This window comes from Paenibacillus sp. CAU 1782 (assembly GCF_054551715.1).
This window is the reverse complement of sequence record NZ_JBTOLL010000010.1, coordinates 1-16,385: the sequence shown is the minus strand read 5'-3', so window position 1 is coordinate 16,385 and position 16,385 is coordinate 1. Positions and strand designations below refer to the sequence as shown.

Below are 16,385 nucleotides of genomic sequence, written 5' to 3'. Positions count from 1 at the left end.
ATAAAACTAAGGTTTGCAGTATAAATTAAAGTTGTGGAAAAGGCTGTTCTTTTCTCGGGACCCTCGTCATGGTAGCATGAAGTAAAGGAAAACAGGACACAAAAGCAGAGGTTGCCAAGCAGCCCGCTATAGGAGACAGATCATCATGACTCTCTTGAAGGAACGTTCTTTTTTTGGTTTTCACAAGAAAATTTTCGGTAGAATCGTCTTTATTTATTCATTGGTGGCGGTTGTGGCTTTTCTCACACTTGCCGTTTTGATTTATCAATATTACACGGATTCCTTGCTGCAAAAAGAATTGTCCGCCCAAGTGCTGACCGTCGATACGATATCGAGCTACCTGGATCAGAAGATGGACATGTCCCAGGACGTCATGCTTCAGGTTTACCGGGACAAGGCGCTGCAGGAGGATGTGTTGTTTTTCCTGAACAACGATCTTCCCGATTATGTGCGGCACCGGCTGGAATCCTATTTGTCGGGGAGCACGTCGAATGATCGCGATATGATCACTTTTTTTGAAAGCCAATTGGACCGTGATGCCGATATATCCAATATCGCGTTGTACAGCTCGAGCCAGTCCTTTCTCTATGTGTACCAGACCTCGCTGACCCATTTCACCGCTTTGCCCGAAAGCCAAGCCGGGATTGGGGAAGTCATCAATCAGATGCGTTCGCAGAAGAGGGCGAGTTCTCGAAGTCCCGAGCTGGACAAGGTGCTGGGCATTACGGGGGAAGGAAATTACACGTTTGCGCTGGAGATCAACGATCCCGCGACGCTGCGCAATGTTGGCGCGCTTCTGATCACGTACAAGGCGGATTCCTTGCGAAGCGTGCTGCGCTCCAAGGTAGGCGATCATAAAGGCAGCCAGCTTGTCCTTTTTCAGGACGGTACGGTTCTGTATGATTCAACGGGAGAGAACACGGGCAAGATTTATCCCCACATGAAGGAGCTTCTGCAGCAGGGGAATATAAATAAAAGCAGCTTGAAAACGTATACAACTATTGAAAGAACCGACAAATCCGGACTGTACGTAGCAGCGCTGCTGCAGGAAAAAGAGATGGACCAGAGCAATCTGGGCTTCAAAAGCCGGGTAATCTCCATCACGGCGATTTGTATCGTTGTTACGGTGCTGTTCGCTTATTTTACGGTATATCGCTATTCCACGCGGACGCATTCCATTATTAGGGCGATGCGTCATGCGCGCAAAGGCGACTTGAACGTACGAATCCCGATTCGCAAAAATGACGAGCTGGACGAAATCTCGACCAGCTTTAATCTCATGTGCCAGGAGCTGGACAGCTATATCAAGCAGGTTTACGTCTCCGAAATCAAGCAGAAGCATGCGGAGCTGATGGCGTTCCAGGCCCAGATCAACCCGCATTTCCTTTACAATGCGCTGGAAGCGATACGGATGAAGGCCATTGCGGAAGGCGCTGAAAATGTCGGGGACATGACCTACCTGCTAGGCTCGCTCCTGCGTTATACGATCAAGCAGGAAACGATGGTGACGCTGGAGGAGGAATGCGAGAACTGCCGCCGCTTCCTGGAGCTGTACCGCATCCGGCTGAAGGACCGGATCAGCTACAGCATAGAGCTGGAGCCGGCTACAAGATCAAGCTCGCTGCTTAAGCTTCTTCTGCAGCCGCTGGTAGAAAACGTGATTGTTCATGGCGTTCGCTCCGGCAAAAAAGTGACTGCGATCACTCTTACATCCCGCATTGAGGACGATGGGGCAACGCTGGCGATTACCATAGAGGATAATGGCAAAGGGGTTAAGCCGGAGCGGCTGGACGAGCTGCAGCAGGCGCTCAGCAGCATGGTCAGGCTTTCGGGTACGTCGATCGGGCTGATGAATGTACATGACCGCATCAGACTGCTCTACGGGTCAAACTACGGCGTAAGCGTGGACAGCGTCTGGAATGAGGGCACCGTCGTCAAGCTGCGGATTCCTTATCAAAAGGGAGGGAACGGTCTTGTTTAATGTGTTTATAGTGGATGATGAGCCTCTGATTCTGGAGGGGCTTCATGCGATATTGAATTGGAACGCTCTTGATCTGAATATCGTTGGCGAAGCGGAGAACGGGGAAGAGGCGCTGGAGTTAATCGCTGAGGAAAACCTGCGCGTGGACATCCTGCTCACGGATGTTTCCATGCCGGAGATGGACGGGCTTGAGCTGATGCGCAGGCTGAAGGAGAGGAATCCTCGGCTGCGCTGCATTGTTCTCAGCGGATACAATGAGTTTGTGTATGTAAAAGAAGCTATCCGCATCGGCATCGAAAACTATCTGCTCAAGCCGATTAACCGGGAAGAGCTTCAGCAAACGGTGGTCAATACGGTAGAGCAGCTGGTGCGTGACCAATCCGACAGGCTGCTGGATGATGAAATACAGCATTTAAAGGATAATCTGTGGTTCCGCTGGCTGACACGGCGCATGACGCTGGACGAATGGGCCAGCCGAGCCGATTTGCTGCATATGAAGATGCCTGCGCCGCATGCGGCCGTCGTGCTGATTCAAACGGTGCATCCCGCCTGCGAGGATGAGGAGAATCATGGGGCGGAGAGAGCGGCGCTTGTGCGCAGGGAGATGGAGGACGGGCTCAACCTGGAGGGAGTGCCCTCTATTTGCCTGATCAATCTGGATGATGATCTGATCGCGGTTTGCGGCCTGCCGTCGACAGGCAAGGAAATGCTGCTCCGGCTGCGGGAAACGCTGGAGAAGCAAGCCCGGAAGCTGGAGGACGTCCACGGGATTCGGCCGCTTGTATTGATCGGCAGCGTACAGTCCGGCATTGCCCAAATTCCGGACAGCTACCAGCATGCACAGGAGGCGTTGTCGCTCACCTTGCTTGACCCGGGGCGGATTGTATGGGGCTATGATGAAAAGCCCGGCGACGCGCCGGCAGTTCGCATAGCGTTCAGCCCCGACTCGGAGTATACGCGTCTGCTGGCCGCCAATGATCTGGATGCCCTGCTGGAGATGATCGATCAGGACATTGAGGCTTGCTTGAAGACCGAAGGGGTTACGCCTTCGCAGCTGCGCAACGCGGCTCTGGAGCGCTGCCATTCCATGATTCGCATGCTGCGTGACGCGCAGACATCTCTGATGGGTGATGGCGAAGACTACCGGGATATTAGCGAGCGGATTTTCCAGGCAGCTACGCCTAAGCGGCTGGCAGACTGCGTTAAGCTGATCGCCCGCAACGTCGCGGAAGCCTTGAACGACCGCAGCAGCGTCAGTCCTATTATCAAACAAATTCTGCAGCACATTCATACCCATTACAGCGAGGAGCTGTCGCTTAAGCTGCTGGGCCAGTTTTATCATACCCATCCCGTTTATTTGGGCCAGCTGTTTCACAAGGAAACCTCGCAAACCTTTTCCGACTACGTCAATCGCTATCGGATCGGCAAAGCGAAGGAGCTGCTGGCGGAATCCAATCTGAAAACGCAGAGCATTGCAAACAAGGTCGGCTTCTGGGACTCCAACTACTTCTACAAGCAGTTCAAAAAATACAGCGGCGTCTCCCCGACGGAGTACCGAACGATGCTGTAGATGGTTTAATAAGGCTGCTTTCCAGGCAAAGCAGAGCAAGCGGGCAGCCGGATGGACTGAAGTCAATGCAGCAAGTGGAGCAAATGCAAAAAGTGCAACAAGTTCAGCAAGTGCAGTAAGTGCAGAAAGTGCAGGAAGTGCAGTAAGTGCAGTAAGTGCAACAAGTTCTGCAAGTACAGTAAGTGCACAAGTATAACAAGTGCAGCAAGTATGCTGAATAAAGCAATTGAAATCCAATAGTACGACCTTGCTGTAGGTCTATAACGAAAAAACGTTCCATTTACGCCGCATAATCGGCGAAGAGGGGGCGTTTTTCTTTTGTGGCAATGCCAGGCGTGGAAAGAGTGTTTGGTGCTCGCCATTTAGCGTTGCTTGCTGCTCGCTATCCGCCGGCATGGGGTGCACTTGGTACCAGAGGGAGTGTGTGTTGAGTAGCTGGCAAAGCGCCATAGACGGAGTACGGGTTGAGTCGTGAGCAAAGTGCCGTAGAGTAGCGTGTGTTGAGTAGTGGCCAAGTGCCGTAGAAGGAGTGCGAGAGTTGAGTCGTGTGCAAAGTGCAATAGAGTAAGTAGCTTGTGTTGAGTCGTGCATAAGGGCCATGGAGTATTTGTTGTCATGCTGTATGAGGAGTGTCGTTTGCCGCCTGTAGTGGTCAATTGCCTGAGTACATTGATGCTGGCCTGCTACGGTCTGCTGTTCGTGACGTACATTGGGGCTCGCTAACTGTCTGTGGTCAGCTGCCTGATGGATATTGATGGTCGCCAGCTAGGTCTGCTGTTCATGACGTACATTGGGGCTCGCTAACTGTCTGTGGTCAGCTGCCTATGATGGACATTGATGGTCGCCAGCTAGGTCTGCTGTTCATGACGTACATTGGGGCTCGCTAACTGTCTGTGGTCAGCTGCCTGATGGATATTGGTGCCTGTCTATTTTGTTCTGCTGGCTAAAGGTCACCGGTGACCGTTAGAGGGGCAAATAGCCGTAAACAACAAACGTAAGGGACATTTTTGACCGTTAGCATACAAAATAGCGGGTAAATGGAGACAAAAAGAGCCCTTACGGCCATGAACGTCCGTTAGACATCTGATTTTTTTGGAAATCGATGTCTAACGGACGCGGATGACCGCAAGAGCTAGGATTACCTAGTTACCTCAAGAGCTAGGGTTAGCTAGTTACTGTAAGGGCTGGGATTACCTAGTTACCTCAAGAGCTAGGGTTAGCTCGTTACTGCAAGAGCTAGAGTTACCTAGTTACCTCAAGAATTAGAGTCAGCTTGTTATCGTAAGAGCTAGAGTTACCTAGTTACCTCAAGAGCAAGAATTAGCTTGATACCGCAAGGGCTAGAGTTACCTAGTTACCCGCAAAGCTCGGGCTCGGTTTATTTCTTCGAAGCAGGAGTCAAACCAAGCGTCAAAATTTCGCAAGGGCCAACGGCCGTTGTCCAGGCCGCTGCTGTTTGCGCAGCTTCTTGCTTAGGCTGCTCGGCGCCCACTTGCTCCAGAATGTCGCTCTTGTACAGAGAAGCGGCCGTTCCCGGCTGACCGGATGTCTGCAGCTGCAGCTCCGACGGCTTTTGCTGCATGTTGAACCAGCGCAGCATGATGTCGCCTGTTTGTTCGCTGACCTTCATGGAGGAGAATGCAACGCCCGTGCCGTTCCAGCTCAAGCCGGAGCCGATTGCAGGCAGCGTGCCGCCATGCAAATCCGTCTGGGTGGCAACCCAGCCTGCTTGATACTGATAAGCCGATGCGTAAGCATCGTTCTCTGCGCCGTTGCCGGCATGAGGAATTAAGCTCATGCGAACGGTAGATTCACCCAGACATTGCGCTTCAGGAGTCGGGAATACGCCCCAGTCGCCAAGCTCAGCCACGGAACGAAGCAGCGTAACGGCAATCGTATTGCGGCCATCGCGCAGCACTTCGTATTCATGCAGGCCTTGGTTGGCAACTGTCAAACCAGCGCCTTCTCCGCTAACATCGGCAAAAGCTTGCTGATGCTGGCAGTTGCTTGGGTTTGTCCATTCCGCAGCAGGCTCGTTGGAGCGTACGGCTACCTCGAAGATCGCGTCCGCATTGTGAGTCGCGGCTTCGATATCCGTTGGGAACAGAGCCCGCAGGCGGTGGTCTTTTGCCTGGTTGTTGAAGCTGGTTTCCAGATCCAATGCTTTCGACGAACGGGAGAGGCTAAGTACGGTACGGATTGTAAAAGGAACCGTTTGTTTGGAGCGCTGCGATGTCCGTTCAGGGAAATAAACAGCCTCCTGCTTCTCGTCCTCGAAGCCTTCTTCGGCGCTTGCAGGGATCTCCCATTGATGCACGATGGAAACAGAAGCGATGTCGCCGCCTTGCTGAAGAACCTCGATTTTTGCCGCAAGTCCTTTTGTCAAAAGAGCAACTTCGCCGTTAGGCTGCTTGTACATGTATTCGTTGCCGATGTCGCCTGTATTTTCGTAAACGCCCAGATCGGAATAGACGCGGCCTGTCGTTTTGTCCTTCAGGGAATAAGAGCCGTCTGCCGCAATGTCGACGCGCAGCGATTGATTTTCCAGGAAGTTGGCGCCAGCAATTGCGTCCGGGCTGATAGCCGCCGCCGTTGCGACTGCCGCTGCCTGATTCCCTTGCGCGCGCACGTAAGCATAAGCCGCCCAACCCAGCGCAGGCACGTTGTCGGCATGGAACGACAGCTTCACTCTGCGGCACATGTAAGGCTGGCGGAACTTGTCCTTCGGCAGGTCATAGCCGAATTGCAGGCCAAGATCGGTCACTGTGACAGGCAATGCTTTGCCGTTTGCATCCACCAGAGTCCGGCCGGAAATATCCAGCGTCTTCATCTTTTGGTTCATAACGTTAAGCGGCTCGCCGTCGCGGTAGTAAATACGCGCGATATCGATTTCCACTTCTACAACGCCGCTTCTCGACCAGCCGGTGCTGTTGAATACAACAAACGGCAGAGCGTCTTCGCCATAGGAAGCAAAAGCGGAAGTGTCCGTTTTGCCAGCCAGGTAGTTCGATGCGTCATCCACGATCGTTTCTGTTACATGGCGGCTCTTGTCGAAGCGGGTAACCATCTCGCGGTGAACTTCGTCCACGCTGCAGCCGCAAATGCTGTCATGCGGATGGTTCTGCATCAATGTTTTCCAAGCGTAAGTGAACAGGTGATGCGGATAGTCGGCACCGGACCAGTAAGCTAAAGCGGCAAGGGGCTCGGCTACTTTCTCCAGCAGGGTTTGTCCCACTTGGTTCATTTGCTTGAGGTAGACGCGCGCCGACGCGGTGTTCACCAGCGTGGACCAGCCGTCCGTGCGTTGGCTGCGCAGCTCGCCCTTAACAACCGACAGCTCGTCCGGAAGCGCGTTGCGAAGCGCCGTCAAATATTCCTCGAAGCTGGAATGCAGGAACTCGGTGTCGGGATACAGCTTGCGCGCCTCTTCCAGCGCTTGGCTGAGATCCGTTTGCACAGGCTGGTGGTCGCAGCCGTTCATGAAGAGCAGTTGTCCGGTAGCGGCGTATTTTTCGGCCTCTTCCAGCTTTTTGTCCCAATATACTTTGGCTTCTGCCGGGTCGACGGGAACTTCCATCCCGTTGCAGTACCAGTTCGCGAACAAAACGCCAAGCACGCGGGAGCCGTCCGGTCCTTCCCAGATCAGCTCGGAGAAAGCAGACTCGTAGTCGCCGTCGCTGACGGTATTGTTAAAGCCTGTAGGTTTAACGCCGCGTCCGAACACTGCGTTGTCAATGCCGGCTTGCTTCAAAATTTGCGGAGCCTGGCCCATATTTCCGAATGTGTCGGGGAAATAGCCGATGCGTGCCAATTGTCCGTAAGGACGTGCGTCGGCATGGCCGATTTGCATATTGCGCACGTTGGCTTCGCTGCTGGTCAGGAAAGCATCCTGCAGAATGTACCAAGGTCCAATCTGGATGCGGCCTTCCTTAATGTATTTGGTAAGCAGCTCGCGTTTCTCTGGACGGACTTGCAAGTAGTCGTCGATGATGATTGTTTGACCGTCGAGATGGAAGCTGCGGAATTCAGGGTCGCGCTCCATGGTGTCGAGCAAGGTATCCATTAGTTCAATAAGCAATACATGATGTTTTTCGTAAGGCAGATACCATTCCCGGTCCCAGTGGGTATGGGAGATCAGATGAGCCGTTCTCTTTGCTGTCATGTCGCACCTCGCATTTTTGTACATTTAGGTCTTGCTGTTGTTCTTGTTGTTGTTGTTGTTGTTCTTGTTCTTGTTGTTCTTGTTCTTGTTCTTGTTCTTGTTCTTGTTCTTGTTCTTGTTCTTGTTCTTGTTCTTGTTCTTGTTGTTGTTGTTGTTGCTCTTGTTCTTGTTGTTGCTCTTGCTGTTGCTCTTGTTCTTGTTCTTGTTGTTCTTCTTGCTGTTGCTCTTGTTCTTGCTTTTGTTGTTCTTGGTGTTGTTCTTGCTGTAGGTTTTTGCTTGAGTGTCAGCATGCGGGGCACATGTCCCCGCAATGTCGTTAAGCGCGCGGCTCTGTCTCGATACCTACCTCAAGCGGTCTGTACACGGACAAAATATCGCCGCTGTTGTTCACAGCAAACAGGACGGAGCGTTCTTCCTCCAGCTTGAAGGAGTACGTTTGTCCGGTTGCGTTGTCCTTGACCGAAATATCGGCATCCTGGCCAAACTCCGATACGAACACAAACAATGCGCCGTCGTCAAAGCTCAGCTTGCGTCCATAGACGCCCGGCAGGGAACCGCCCTTCAGCCATTCCAGCTCTTCCTCGCAGCCCGCCTCCTGCAGCGCATAGCGGTACAGTGCGGAAAGCGCCTCGTCGCGGTCGTTCAGCTCCAGCGGCAGCGGACACCAGATCAGCTTGCCTGCGCCGTGGGCCACCGTTACGACCTCGTTTGGTCCGTTTTTGCCCGAGGCAGGAATTTCTTTTGCCAGCTGCGCGATTTTGCGCATGCCGAAGGAGGCGGCATAAACCTCTCCGTTCAGCTTCAGCTGCTCCTCGCGACGAACATTGGCAGGGAGGCGTTCGCCAATCAGGCTGTTCAGTGTGTTCTGCGGATGCCAATAAGCATCCAGGCCCGCAGGTCCGGTCAGAAGCAAAGTAGCGCCCGATTGGCTTACCAGATCAAGCAGCCTGTTCAAGGCTTCAGCTTCTATGTTATGGGGGCTAGGCAATAAAATCAACCTTGGCGGATTTTGCTCCAGCGCCTCCAGCTGATATTCGCCGGTTCCCCGGAAATTGCGCTTCAGTTCATAGGCCAGCGTACGCGTTGCCGCAGTCGTCGCTTCAAACGCCAGCTTCCGGTTGGAGAAGTCGTTGGAATACGGGAAAACAACCGCGATATCCTCTAGCTTCCGGTTCCGGAACAAGTCGCGGATTTCCGCCATAAATGATCCAAAGCGGTAGGAAACATCCGCTTCCGGCTTCTCCGTTCCGTCTGCGCGCAGCGCTCCGATATGGGACTCATTGGCATTGTCCATATAGAAGTTGGTGTTCCAGATCCATTGGACGGCGCCTGCTCCGCCGGCAGCAAAGGCGTAGGCGTATTTACGCTCCAAAATGTTGTGAAGCTCTTGTTCGGTCCGCTTGGCGCGGCCATCGGGCGTTTCCACATACATGATGCCCGTTTCCTGCACCAGGTTTGGCTTATCCGCCGTTTTGGCAAAAATGCCGTCCCACAGCAGTTGATCGTTCAGCCACCAGGAGTGAACCGTCGTATAGTCGACGGCTTCGCCGTAGAAGAAAGGCGATGGACGCTGCGCGCCGAGCGCTTCGTCCTGGCCGACCGTTACCATATGGTTCGGACATTCTTCCTTGATGGCGGCATACAGCTCGCTGGCCCAGCGGTTGTGCATGTCCATCGAGAACAGGACGTAGTCGAGCCATTGAAGCCCTTTTTTGCCCTGATGCATATCTTGTACGTCAAAATTGATTTTCTCTGCTTCAGGAGGCCCCGCTGCTTCAAAATCCGGCAGTTGAACCGGCGTCATATTCCATCTCTCCTGCAAAGCTTCGATCGAGCCATGGCGCTGACGCAGCCATGCCGAGTACGCTTCGCGTTCGTACACGTCGCCGCAGGTGCGCGGGCCGTCGGAGAAAATGCGAACCGGGTCGAACATCGAAGGTTCGTTGATCAGATCCCAATCCACGTTGGCTGTATCCCGATGACGGGACACGATGGCTCCGATAAACCGCTTCTGGGCTTCCACGCTGCGCGGGTCCAGATACGGATTGACGCCTTCCCAGGTTTCCGGAGTAAAGGAGAAAAACGTAAATGTAACCTGCAGATTGTAGCTTTTGGCTGTCAGCAGGAATGCGTCGATCGCCCGCAGGGCATCCTCCGAAGCATGGCCGTCTGTCTGCATAATATTGCGGTAGGCGGTCCAGATGCCGGTCCGAATCCAGTTGATGCCGGCATTGCTCATCTGCGCCATGTCGCGGCTCCAGACGGAAGCATTAGGCAGGAACAGGAACTTGCGCGCAACATCGGACGTCATGTAGGTCATGCCGACAACGGGCAGAGGGCGTCCGTCCTTTTGGAAGTAGTCGCGGTCGCAGGTCACGGGTTCGCCCTGTGCCAGGAAAGCGCGGTCCATCCCCCAGAAGCCTTGACGCAATACGCGAACCTCGCCGCTTGCCGCTTCGGCGCGACATACGACCTCATAGTAGCCGGACTGGATGTCAAAAGGAAGCGTGATGTGCCTAAAAGACAAGCGCTGGGACGATGTCACTTTCTCTTGATGTTCCCAGAGGCGCGATGCTTCCGATTGCCCAGCTGCTTCTCCTTGGCCTGCGGCTTCGCTCCGTGCGGAGAGGGCATCGGACTTCACAAAGTCGACTGTCAGAGTTACGTTCCACTCTTGACCTGACGTAGACGTTGGAGCAGCTTGACCGTCACCGGCTGCGTTGCTGGCCGGAGCTGCCGCATTGGCCGATCCTGAAGCGGTTTGCGATGCCGCCGCTCCAGCGGATGAAGCGTTCTTTTTGCCGGTTGGTGCGCCGCCTTGACCCAGCCATTGATGCTGGAACGTTAAAGTGGCCCGTTCACCCGGCTCGTAGGACGCGTAGTTTGGCTTCAGCCAAAACTCGGTCACGGACGCTGCGCAATAACGCGCCCAAGCCAGCAGCTGTTCAGCGCCGCCATTTTGCCAAAAGCGATCTCCGATCGTCTGGTTTACGAACAGCCAGCGTCCGCCCTGGAATTTGCCTTTGGTATTTTCCCAAAGCACAACGGGCGCAGCGACGGAACGTCCGTCTTGCGATACCCCGGTCAGCAGCGGAAACAGATGAGCGTCCATTGGGCCTGCGGAGCCCATCTGATGAGGAAGCTCGCTGTTTTTGGATACATGCGGCACCATATTCCATGTTGGCTCTATATCGAACAGAATCTCCGCGCCCTGCAGCAGAGGAATGTCCGAATTGGCGGACAAGCTCGCAACGGGTGCAGGATCAACCGGCAAAACCTCATGGATGTGCAGCTCTTGGTGGTAGGCCGTTTGTTCGGTGCCGGCTTTCCAGCCGGACTCGGTCCGTTCAACAGGAAAGCGGAACGGGGCTCCGCCGGCGCTAATTAATCCGCCGCCGCGCTTCAGAAACGCAGTGATGCTGCCCCAAGCCGCTTTAGGGAAATACGGCGCATGCAGATTGACGAATACGCCTTCATTTAGCTCATCAAGCTTTTCAGCCAACTGTTCGGCAAGAACGAGCGTGGCATTTTCCGCAAGCTGTTGAATGCCCTCCAGGGAAGCCCTGGAGGGTGTCGGAAACTGTGAATCGGCAAAAATCAGGATCGATTTGCTCATAGTAAGTTGTCCTTCATCGCTTTGTATACGAGCTGGGAGAACAGGCTGTTGGACCAGGCGAACCATTTGCGCGTGAACTGAGTCGGATCGTCGGAATGGAACCCTTCGTGCATGAAGCCGGTATCGGCATCGGTGGACTCCAGCCAGTTAATCATTTTCAGCTTTTCTTCTTTGTCGGTAGCTGTCAGTCCTTGCATGGACAATGCCATGTGCCAGATATAGCCCGGAGGCGTGTGCGGGCTTCCGATGCCGCTAGCCGCGCTTCCTTCGTAGTAGAAAGGATTTTCTTTGCTAAGCGCAAAACGTCTGGTGTTGAGATAGATAGGATCGTCAGCCGGAGCATAGCCGAGATAGCTGATCGACATCAAACCAGGCGTACCCGCATCATCCATCAGACAGTAATTGCCGTAGCCGTCGGTTTCATAGGCGTAGATTTTTCCGAATTCAGGATGGTTATACATGCCGTACAGCTCGATGCCGTGATTAACGTCGGCCTCAAGCGCCGCAAGCTCCTGAACAAGCTTCATGTCGCGGAAAACCCATTCCGCAATTTCACCCATCTGGCGAAGAGATACAACGGCAAACATATTGGCAGGCACGTTGTAATGGAAATCGCAGGCATCGTCGCTGGAACGGAAGCCGGACCAGATCATGCCGGTATAGTTGACAGGCATGCCGAGGCCGTTGTTGCGCAGCGAATCGGTTGGAATGCCGTTGTTGCGGGTAAAGCGGTAAGGCGATTTTTCAAAATGGTGCTGCTCTGTGCGCCACAGATCCAGAATGGCCAGCATAGCTTGCTTGAAGCCCGCGTCGAAAATATCCGCATTGCCGGTTTCTTTCCAGTACAGATAAGCCAGACGAATGCTGAAGCAGATGGAATCCAGCTCGAACTTGCGCTCCCAAACCCATGGTGACATGTCCGTTTCGTCCGTTGTATTCCAATGCCAATCGTTCGCGCTTTCATTGAATGCGTTCGCATAGGGATCGATCAGAATCATTTCCATATGACGTTTGATCAAACCGGCGATAATGCGCCCAAGATCCTCGTCTTCGGCCGCCAGCGGAACGTAGTGGATCACTTGCTCAACGGAATCGCGCAGCCACATGGCCGGGATGTCGCCAGTGATGACGAAGGTCGTGCCGTCGGGCATCAGCTTTGTAGTGGTTTCAAGCGTATTGGGAAAACAGTTTTTAAACAGCTGAAGTAATTTTGGTCGATGAGCCAGCTTTTGCTCAGCCTCGCGCAGCACATCTTGTACAGCGTTTGGCAATTCCAGGCTCGGGATTGTAACTTTTGGCAATCTGAATTGTTCCATGAATCGGGAACCCCCTCAAAACGAATAGTGCTACCTTTAAGTGCATGTTCAAAAAGTCCTCTAAGATAAGCTTACCTTAAAAATAACGGATTAAGCCTCATGCCGACAGCTAACAAATTAAAGGAATGCGGTAAAAATTAAAGAAAGCTGCCGATTGCCTTCTGTCTGCTCTTTTCGCATACGGAGGCAAGCCGTTTTTATGAGGGGAATGGTTGGAGATTGGTACATTATGCTATACAATAAGCTTAATAGAGTTAAGAAAGGAAGGAGATTTATTCGTGCATTCATTAAAAAGAACGGTTGCCCTGACATTTGCCATGCTGCTGCTGTTGGGACTTATCCCTGCTGGCGTGTGGGCTGCCGATGCTTCAAAACCGACCGTGGTCAATGTCAAAACCCAAGCGGTCGGACTCGTATTTGACGGACAAGAGCTGAAGCTGCCGGAAGGCCAGCATTCTTTTATCTATCAAGGCAGGGTGTATCTTCCCATTCGTTACATATCGTATGCTCTTCAGCAAACAGTAGGCTGGGACGGCAAAAAGCTGCAGGTAACAGTGGATGAGCCAAACGAAAAAGAGCTGGAGGAGCTTCAAAAGCAGCTTTTGAACAATAGCTCAAGCAAAGTCAAAGACTTTAAAAGCGTAAACCTGCCGGTTCGCACGATTAATGCGACGCTGCTCTTTAATGGAACAGCCAAAACATTGCCGGAAGGTCAGTCTCTGTTTATTTACAGCGGCACGATCTATGTTCCGGTTCGCTTCCTTGCTGAAGCGATCGGCACGGAAATGAATTGGGACCCTGTGAGCCGGACGGTAAACGGAGAATCCGAGGCGTATCGGGCACAATTTAATGAAGAAACGGTTCCCGGCAAACCGGGCGGCAATAATGGCGGTGCGTCTGGCGAAAATGGCGGAGCGGGAACGCAGCCTGTAGCGGGCGGCGGCGCAGGCGGTGGGGGCGTTCCTGCCAAACTGACCTACGAGCAAATTACAGCTAGCGCGCAGAGCTCTCTTGAAACGTTGAGAGACAGCTGCAAGGCAACATTGATCGGTCTGGGACTGGACTATTATGCAACAAGCGACGCCGCCGCAAAAGCACAGATTAAAGCCCAGATTAGCAAGGAAGTGGATAGCTGCACAAGCAAGTTTGAATCCCTTTTGTCCAGCGTATCTGCAAGTCTAACCGCAAACGGTTATAGTACAGATATCATTGAGGAGTATCGCAAAGCGTTCCAGGCGGAACTGGCCGCTGGTCGAGCTATAGCCGGGAATCTGGGTTAACGGTCAAAAGAGCCAGCATGTTTGGCGAATTCCTTCTTCTTCACATATTTGAATGGAAATAAGGGGCTGTCCAAAAAGTCAAACGCTCTAACGGACACGGAAGTCCGTTAGACGCGTAAAACGCAGATTTTGAAATGCTAACGGACATCCTTGTCCGTTAGAGCCCCAAAATGGGTAATTATTGGATAATTTTCGCTGTAACGGACATCAATGTCCGTTACAAACGCAAAAAGCTAAAAAATAAGCGCTAACGGACACGGATGTCCATTAGCGTTTTTAATTGAATCAGATACGCGGATCGGCTTTTCGGACAGCCCCTTTGTATGCTGCCAGACCTAACTGCATCCAGGCTTGTTCACTCCTTCGACGTCATTTGTTCAATGGAGCGACAGGTAACGGCAGAATTGTTGTCAGGCAGTGGTTTATTTTTCTATGAATCTATTGAATTGTGACAAAATCGTGGTAGAATAGAACTAGATAAGCAATACACGATAACGGCAAACCTATCGAAAGGTAGGGACGCAAAGCTATAGGGCCTTCCTAATTGATGGCAGCCAGCTACCGAATGGACATGCTTTTTTTGTTTTTTCTGGCCCTTTTTTGAACAAAAGTAGGCCAATATTGAACAAAAGAAAACCTAACACCGATAATAGCAAACCTATCGAAAGGTAGGGACGCAAAGCTATAGGGCCTTCTACACAGATGGCAGCCTGGCCGCCGAAAGGGGATTTTCTTCATGCGTAAACTCATTACGATGGCAATTGCCGTAATTCTCCTGTTCACTTCTGTGCAAGTTGCATCGGCACAAACCTCGAAAGGTACTGAATGGTTGGGCACCGATCTTCTGTCTCAAGGCGCCATTTCGGTTACCTACAAAGTAAACCCCAACGTTTCGACCAAACTAATGATCACCAAAGGCAAAGAAAGCTACACGTACAATTTGATCGCCGGACAAGCTACAGAGACGTTCCCTTTGCAACTGGGCAATGGCGAATACAAAGTCACTGTGCTGGAGCATGTATCTGATAAAAAGTTCAAAGGCGTCCTGCAAAGCACGGTGACGTTGAATGTGAAGGATGAAAAAGCGGTTTATCTTAACTCTATTCAAAATGTCAGCTGGACAAGCACCAGCAAAGCGATTGTTCAAGCTTCCCAATTGGCTAAAGGCAAAAAGACGGACGAAGAAAAAGTTAAGGCTGTTTATGACTATGTCATTGCAAACATCGCCTACGATAAAAAATTGGCGGCCAATGTGCCCGCTGATTATCTTCCCAGCATTGACCGCACATTTTCGACAAGAAAAGATATTTGCTACGGGTATGCCGCGTTAACTGCGGGTATGCTTCGCAGCCTCGGTATTCCAACCAAACTCGTGATGGGCGAATCGGATTATGTGGATGTCTATCATGCTTGGAATGAGGTTTATTTGAACGGCAAGTGGGTCATCATCGATACGACAGTGGATGCGGGTTTAAAAGCAGGCAACAAAAAAATAGAGATGATTAAAGAAGCCGGCAAATACACAGCGGCTAAAAAGTACTAATACCATACATGCACACTTAAACAGCTCGCCGATATGGCGGGCTTTTTTTAATTGCAGCTGGCGAGCCTATGACGGTTAAAATATCCGTTTTCTTTTGTTGGCCTTATATTTGTACCAATACTTCCCGTCTTCATCCTTAAACAAACGTATGCCAAAAATCTTCAAAGGAGTCTGCAGCTCTGTAAACATCATATATCCGGACAGAGATCATCACCTCGCTTTACATCTATTGGAATTATAGCAAATTCAATAGAAAAAATACAGGACTAAAGTATGATTAACAGGTAAAAATGCCTACGTCAAACAAGTATAGATAAACAGATAAAGATCCGGTAGTGATTGTTGTCACTTTTTTGTCATGTGACAAAACACAATAGAAGCCGCCCCATTGACAAGGTTACGGGGACGAAGTAAAACTGCGGTAATGTATTTTGAAAAAATAGTTTTGTAGAGGTTTTTCGAAGAGTCCGATTTCTCATTGCGAGGCATAGCTGGCTGCAGAATCAGTATCAAATAAGAGATCTAGCCGAATGAAGCATAGGGAAACGAAGATTCTTACTCTATCAGTAATGAGGTGCCCATACAGTTATCACCGTTATCACTGCGTTAATATCTAGATCAATCCCGACAAACTGCATATTTTACGCGCCGAGGGTAATTCAGAATGACTGAAAATATATGTTTATAATTGTGTATATTAATGAAGTAATTTTTTAAAGCAATAATTAATCACAGGAATTTCGACAAAATATAAGAAAATCCGAAAAAAAGGGTTGCAATGTATATAAGGGTCGTGTTATATTATTTAAGTCGCCGCTGAGACATGCGGGACACACGAAACAAAACGAAACAAAAGCTTGTTCTTTGAAAACTGAACAACGAGTGAAACTGCCCTGTTTAATCTCCTTGAGAAGCAG

Annotated in this window: 8 protein-coding genes and 2 riboswitches; of the genes, 4 read left to right on the top strand and 4 right to left on the bottom strand. The window is 51.5% G+C overall.

Annotation, left to right across the window (positions count from 1 at the left end):
- Positions 1–145: 145 nt before the first annotated feature.
- Together ACX93W_RS18500 and ACX93W_RS18495 are read left to right on the top strand one after the other, a co-directional pair.
- Positions 146–1,981, top strand: a complete 1,836-nt coding sequence (locus ACX93W_RS18500; RefSeq protein ID WP_459393862.1) for a sensor histidine kinase — start codon at positions 146–148, stop codon at positions 1,979–1,981.
- 1 nt (position 1,982) lies between these two features.
- A complete protein-coding gene (locus ACX93W_RS18495; protein ID WP_459393979.1) occupies positions 1,983–3,551 on the top strand; it encodes a response regulator in 1,569 nt (522 codons plus the stop codon).
- Positions 3,552–4,929: 1,378 nt separating this feature from the next.
- On the opposite strand, the gene ACX93W_RS18490 is transcribed toward ACX93W_RS18495, so the two are convergent.
- Genes ACX93W_RS18490 through ACX93W_RS18475 form a run of 4 tightly spaced genes read right to left on the bottom strand, consistent with a single transcriptional unit; the run spans position 4,930 to position 12,645 of the window.
- Positions 4,930–7,713: an alpha-mannosidase gene (locus ACX93W_RS18490; RefSeq protein ID WP_459393861.1), complete on the bottom strand. Its 2,784-nt coding sequence runs from the start codon at positions 7,711–7,713 to the stop codon at positions 4,930–4,932.
- The gene (locus tag ACX93W_RS18485; protein ID WP_459393860.1) at positions 7,710–8,003 is read right to left on the bottom strand and encodes a hypothetical protein; all 294 of its coding nucleotides are present in this window, start codon (positions 8,001–8,003) and stop codon (positions 7,710–7,712) included. The genes ACX93W_RS18490 and ACX93W_RS18485 overlap by 4 nt, the downstream gene beginning before the upstream one ends.
- 26 nt (positions 8,004–8,029) lie before the next feature.
- A complete protein-coding gene (locus tag ACX93W_RS18480) occupies positions 8,030–11,329 on the bottom strand; it encodes a beta-galactosidase (RefSeq protein WP_459393859.1) in 3,300 nt (1,099 codons plus the stop codon).
- Positions 11,326–12,645 (bottom strand): glycoside hydrolase family 125 protein, encoded by a 1,320-nt coding sequence (locus ACX93W_RS18475; protein WP_459393858.1) that lies wholly within the window; start codon positions 12,643–12,645, stop codon positions 11,326–11,328. The genes ACX93W_RS18480 and ACX93W_RS18475 overlap by 4 nt, the downstream gene beginning before the upstream one ends.
- A 278-nt stretch (positions 12,646–12,923) precedes the next feature.
- Between ACX93W_RS18475 and ACX93W_RS18470 the strand changes: the two genes are divergently transcribed.
- Positions 12,924–13,925 (top strand): copper amine oxidase N-terminal domain-containing protein, encoded by a 1,002-nt coding sequence (locus ACX93W_RS18470; protein WP_459393857.1) that lies wholly within the window; start codon positions 12,924–12,926, stop codon positions 13,923–13,925.
- A 486-nt stretch (positions 13,926–14,411) separates the two neighbouring features.
- Positions 14,412–14,491: riboswitch (cyclic di-GMP riboswitch) on the top strand.
- 75 nt (positions 14,492–14,566) lie between these two features.
- A riboswitch (cyclic di-GMP riboswitch) is annotated at positions 14,567–14,647 on the top strand.
- A gap of 14 nt (positions 14,648–14,661) precedes the next feature.
- On the top strand, positions 14,662–15,468 hold the full coding sequence (locus ACX93W_RS18465; RefSeq protein ID WP_459393856.1) for a transglutaminase-like domain-containing protein: 807 nt from the start codon (positions 14,662–14,664) through the stop codon (positions 15,466–15,468).
- The last annotated feature ends 917 nt before the right edge of the window (positions 15,469–16,385 follow it).

Excerpts from the sequence above, each read along its gene's own strand:
- ACX93W_RS18500 (WP_459393862.1), top strand. The coding sequence starts at position 146 with ATGACTCTCTTGAAGGAACGTTCTTTTTTTGGTTTTCACAAGAAAATT.
- ACX93W_RS18490 (WP_459393861.1), bottom strand. The coding sequence starts at position 7,713 with ATGACAGCAAAGAGAACGGCTCATCTGATCTCCCATACCCACTGGGAC.
- ACX93W_RS18485 (WP_459393860.1), bottom strand. The coding sequence starts at position 8,003 with ATGCTGACACTCAAGCAAAAACCTACAGCAAGAACAACACCAAGAACA.
- ACX93W_RS18480 (WP_459393859.1), bottom strand. The coding sequence starts at position 11,329 with ATGAGCAAATCGATCCTGATTTTTGCCGATTCACAGTTTCCGACACCC.
- ACX93W_RS18475 (WP_459393858.1), bottom strand. The coding sequence starts at position 12,645 with ATGGAACAATTCAGATTGCCAAAAGTTACAATCCCGAGCCTGGAATTG.
- ACX93W_RS18465 (WP_459393856.1), top strand. The coding sequence starts at position 14,662 with ATGCGTAAACTCATTACGATGGCAATTGCCGTAATTCTCCTGTTCACT.